The organism is Acidovorax sp. KPB24-07 (genome assembly GCF_057543315.1).
This window is the reverse complement of sequence record NZ_BAAJYS010000311.1, coordinates 1-4,002: the sequence shown is the minus strand read 5'-3', so window position 1 is coordinate 4,002 and position 4,002 is coordinate 1. Positions and strand designations below refer to the sequence as shown.

Below are 4,002 nucleotides of genomic sequence, written 5' to 3'. Positions count from 1 at the left end.
CGAGGCCGCCCAGCAGGCGCTGGAGGCGATCCGCAAGGCCGGCTTCGCCACCAGCGAGAGCGAGGTGGACCCCGGCGTCTGGGGCTGCAGCGTGCCGCTGTTCGGCGCGTCCCGCCAGGCCGCGGGCGCCATCACGCTGATGGCGCCGGTGATGCGGGCCCAGGGCCAGGAGGCCGCGCTGATCCGCATGGTGGTCGTGGCGGCTGCCCGCATCTCGCGCCAACTCGTGCTGCACTGAACCCGGCCGCATCGTTTTTCTTTTTCCCTCGAGTGCCTTTCCCTTCCTCCCACCCCCACCGGAAACTCCCATGAACATCCGACGCAATCTCCTCCTGGCCAGCCTGGCCGCCGTGTTCGCCCTGGGCGCCGGCGCCGCCCGCGCGCAAGACAACGTGCTGCGAGTGGCCACCGATGCCACCTTCCCGCCGATGGAGTTCGTCGAGAACGGCAAGCGCACCGGCTTCGACGTGGAGCTGGTGGAGGCCGTCGCCAAGAGCATGGGCAAGCAGGTCGAGTGGGTGGACATCGACTTCAAGGGCCTGATCCCCGGCCTGATCTCGCGGCGCTTCGACATGGCCGTCTCGGGCATCTACATCACCGACGAGCGCAAGAAGGTCGTCGATTTCACCGAGCCTTACTACGCCGGCGGCCTGGTCGCCATGGTCAAGGAAGGCAATACCACCATCCGCAAGCCGGCCGACCTGGACGGCAAGAAGATCTCGGTCCAGGTAGGCACCAAGTCGGTCGCCTTCCTCACGCAGAACTACCCCAAGGCGCAACGTGTGGAGGTCGAAAAGAACCAGGAAATGTTCAACCTGGTGGACATCGGCCGCGCCGACGCCGCCGTCACCGGCAAGCCCGCGGCCTACCAGTACGTGCGCACCCGGCCCGGCCTGCGCGTGATCGAGGAGCAGCTCACCACCGAGGAATACGGCATGGCGCTGCGCAAGGACACGCCGGAGCTCACCCGCGCGGTGAACGCCGCGCTGGCCAAGCTCAAGGCCGACGGCACCTACGCGGCCATCGTGAAGAAGTGGTTCAGCGGCAGCGCCGCCACCACCGCGGCCACGCCGGCTGCCAAGTGAGCCGGCAGACCACCGCCGCCGACCGAATCGACAAGCACTGAATCCGAGCGATGGAACTCGACTTTTCCCCCGTGTGGGCCGGCTGGCCCCAACTGCTGGAGGGCGCGCTGGTGACCGTGGAGATCACGGCCGCCTCGCTGCTCCTGGGCTGCGTGATGGGGTTGCTGGTGGGCATCGGCCGCCTCGACCCCCGGCGCCGCATCGTGTATGGCCTGTGCACGGCCTATGTGGCGGCCATCCGCGGCACGCCGCTGCTGGTGCAGCTGTTCATCCTGTTCTTCGGGCTGCCGCAGTTCGGCATCCTGCTGCCGGCGTTCCTGTGCGGCGTGATCGGGCTGGGCATCTACTCGGGCGCGTACGTGTCCGAGATCGTGCGCGGCGCGATCCAGTCCATCGACCGGGGCCAGATGGAGGCCGCGCGCTCCATCGGCATGTCCTCGGGCGTGGCGATGCGCTGGGTGGTGCTGCCCCAGGCCGTGGTGCGCATGATTCCGCCGCTGGGCAACGAGTTCATCGCGCTCATCAAGAACTCGGCGCTGGTGTCGCTGCTCACCATCCACGACCTGATGCACGAGGGGCAGAAGATCATCAGCGTGTCATACCGCTCGCTGGAGGTGTACCTGGCCATCGCGGTCGTGTACTTCCTGCTCACCGGCGCGACCACGCTGGTGCTGCGCCACATCGAGTTGCGCCTGCGCGCCGGGGGGATGGTGCAATGACGCAGTCCCCATCGACCCAGGCATCCGCTGCGGATGCGGCACCCATCGTGCGCATCCGCGGCCTGCGCAAGGCCTTCGGCGAGCACGTGGTGCTCAACGGCATCGACTTCGACGTGCAGCCGTCGCAGGTGGTGGTGGTGATCGGGCCCAGCGGCTCGGGCAAGAGCACCTTCCTGCGCTGCTGCAACGGGCTGGAGCAGCCCCAGGGCGGGCGCATCGACATCTGCGGGCGCACCCTGGTGGACGAGGGCCGCATGCTGCCCGAGCGCGAGCTCAACGCGCTGCGCGAAGAGGTGGGCATGGTCTTCCAGTCGTTCAACCTGTTCCCGCACCTGTCGGTGCTCGACAACGTCACCCTGGGCCCGCGCAAGCTGCGCGGCGCTTCCCGCGCCGAGGCCGAAAACCAGGCGCGCGCCTTGCTGGACAAGGTGGGCCTGGGCCACAAGGCCGCGGCCATGCCGGCCAGCCTGTCGGGCGGCCAGAAGCAGCGCGTGGCGATCGCCCGTGCCCTGGCCATGCAGCCGCGCGTGATGCTGTTTGACGAACCCACCTCGGCCCTGGACCCGGAGCTGGTGGGCGAGGTGCTGCAGGTCATGAAGCTGCTGGCGCGCGAGGGCATGACCATGATGGTCGTCACGCACGAGATGGACTTTGCCCGCGAGGTTGGCGACACCGTGGTGGTGATGGACGGCGGCGGCATCATCGAATCGGGCCCGCCCGCCAGGATCTTCACCGAGCCCACGCAGGAGCGCACCCGCGCGTTCCTGCAGGCCGTGCTGTCGCGCACTTGAGCGCCCCCACCGAGCCGCCGAGAGTGAGGCCTTCGCCATGACGCTTTCCACCCCCCTGGTGTCCCCGCCCGACCTGCAGCAGCGGCTGCGCGAGCGCGTGACCGACGCCCTCGTGGCCGACTTCGCGCGCGACGGCGCGGTGTGCATCCGCCAGTTGCTCACGCCGGGCGAGGTGGCGCTGCTGCGCAGCGGCATCGACGCCAACCTGGCCGCGCCCAGCCCACGCGCCAAGGTGGCGAGCCGCCCGGACGATCCGGGCCGGTTCTTCGAGGACTTCTGCAACTGGCAGGACATTCCCGCCTTCGGCCGCTTCATCGCCGAGACGCCCGTGGCCTGGGCCGCCCAGCGGCTCATGCAGTCGCCAGCGTGCGGCTGTACCACGACCATGTGCTGGTCAAGGAGCCGGGCACGCGCCAGCGCACGCCCTGGCACCAGGACCAGCCCTACTACAACATCGACGGCACCCAGAACGTGAGCCTGTGGATTCCCGTGGACCCAGTGGCGCGGGAGGCCACGCTGGAGTTCGTGGCCGGCTCGCACCGGGGGCCGTGGCGCATGCCGCGCACCTTCATGGACCAGCAGGCGCGGTGGTTTCCCGAAGGCTCGCTGGCCGAGCTGCCCGACATCGAGGCCGACCGCGCGGCGTTTCCCATCCTGGGCTGGGAGATCGCGCCCGGCGACGTGGTGTGCTTTCACATGCTGGCCCTGCATGCCTCGGGCGGTGTGCCCGGGCCGCAGCGTCGCCGCGTGTTCTCGGTGCGCTTTCTGGGCGACGACACGCGCCATGCGCCGCGCGCCTGGAAGACCTCGCCCGATTTCCCGGGCCTGGCCGACACCTTGCCGGCCGGCGCACCCATGGCGCACCCGCTCTTTCCGCTGCTGGTGGGGGAGGCGGGATGACGGCGGCGCTGCAGCGGTTCGACCTGTCGGCCATCGCGCCCACCCCGTGGAAGAACGGCGGCGGCGACACGCGCGAGCTGGCCTGCTGGCCGCCGGGCGCCGGCATGGACGCCTTCGAGTGGCGCGTGAGCGTGGCCACCATCGCGGCGCCCGGGCCGTTCTCGGCCTTCCAGGGCGTGCAGCGCCAGATCATGCTGCTGGACGGGGCCGGCGTGCGCCTGCGCGCCGAGGACGAGGGCATCGACCATGCGCTGGACGAGCGCTGGCAGCCCGTGGCGTTCGCGGGCGACCAGGCCATCGACTGCATCCCGCTGGGCGGCGCCTCGACCGACTTCAACCTGATGCTGCGGCATGGCCGCTGGCAGGGCGCGGTGCAGGTGCTGCAGAACGCGTGCGTGCCGGGCAGCACGCCCGCGGGCCTGTGCATGGTGCTGTCGGGCCGGTGGCATCGGGGCGGCGAGGTCTTCGGGCCAGGGCAGGGCCTGTGGTGGGCCGCCGCCGCGCCCG

Annotated in this window: 5 protein-coding genes and 1 pseudogene; all 6 read left to right on the top strand. The window is 70.4% G+C overall.

The features are described from left to right. A partial coding sequence (locus tag AC27IQ_RS19955) for an IclR family transcriptional regulator domain-containing protein (protein ID WP_487090522.1) occupies window positions 1-238 on the top strand: 238 nt, incomplete at its 5' end. A 70-nt stretch (window positions 239-308) separates the two neighbouring features. Beyond that, window positions 309-1,085 (top strand): glutamine ABC transporter substrate-binding protein, encoded by a 777-nt coding sequence (locus tag AC27IQ_RS19950; RefSeq protein ID WP_284401839.1) that lies wholly within the window; start codon window positions 309-311, stop codon window positions 1,083-1,085. A 50-nt stretch (window positions 1,086-1,135) separates the two neighbouring features. Next, window positions 1,136-1,804: an amino acid ABC transporter permease gene (locus AC27IQ_RS19945; protein WP_284401841.1), complete on the top strand. Its 669-nt coding sequence runs from the start codon at window positions 1,136-1,138 to the stop codon at window positions 1,802-1,804. Beyond that, window positions 1,801-2,595 carry an amino acid ABC transporter ATP-binding protein gene (locus AC27IQ_RS19940; protein ID WP_487090521.1) on the top strand — a complete coding sequence of 265 codons (795 nt, stop codon included), beginning with the start codon at window positions 1,801-1,803 and terminating at the stop codon, window positions 2,593-2,595. The genes AC27IQ_RS19945 and AC27IQ_RS19940 overlap by 4 nt, the downstream gene beginning before the upstream one ends. Before the next feature lie 37 nt (window positions 2,596-2,632). After that, a pseudogene (locus AC27IQ_RS19935) lies at window positions 2,633-3,495 on the top strand (phytanoyl-CoA dioxygenase family protein). Between the two features lie 8 nt (window positions 3,496-3,503). Further along, window positions 3,504-4,002 (top strand): HutD/Ves family protein (locus AC27IQ_RS19930; RefSeq protein ID WP_487090523.1); only part of this gene is annotated, 499 nt, incomplete at its 3' end.

Coding starts and splice junctions, on each gene's coding strand:
- AC27IQ_RS19945 (WP_284401841.1), top strand. CDS start 1,136: ATGGAACTCGACTTTTCCCCCGTGTGGGCCGGCTGGCCCCAACTGCTG.
- AC27IQ_RS19940 (WP_487090521.1), top strand. CDS start 1,801: ATGACGCAGTCCCCATCGACCCAGGCATCCGCTGCGGATGCGGCACCC.
- AC27IQ_RS19950 (WP_284401839.1), top strand. CDS start 309: ATGAACATCCGACGCAATCTCCTCCTGGCCAGCCTGGCCGCCGTGTTC.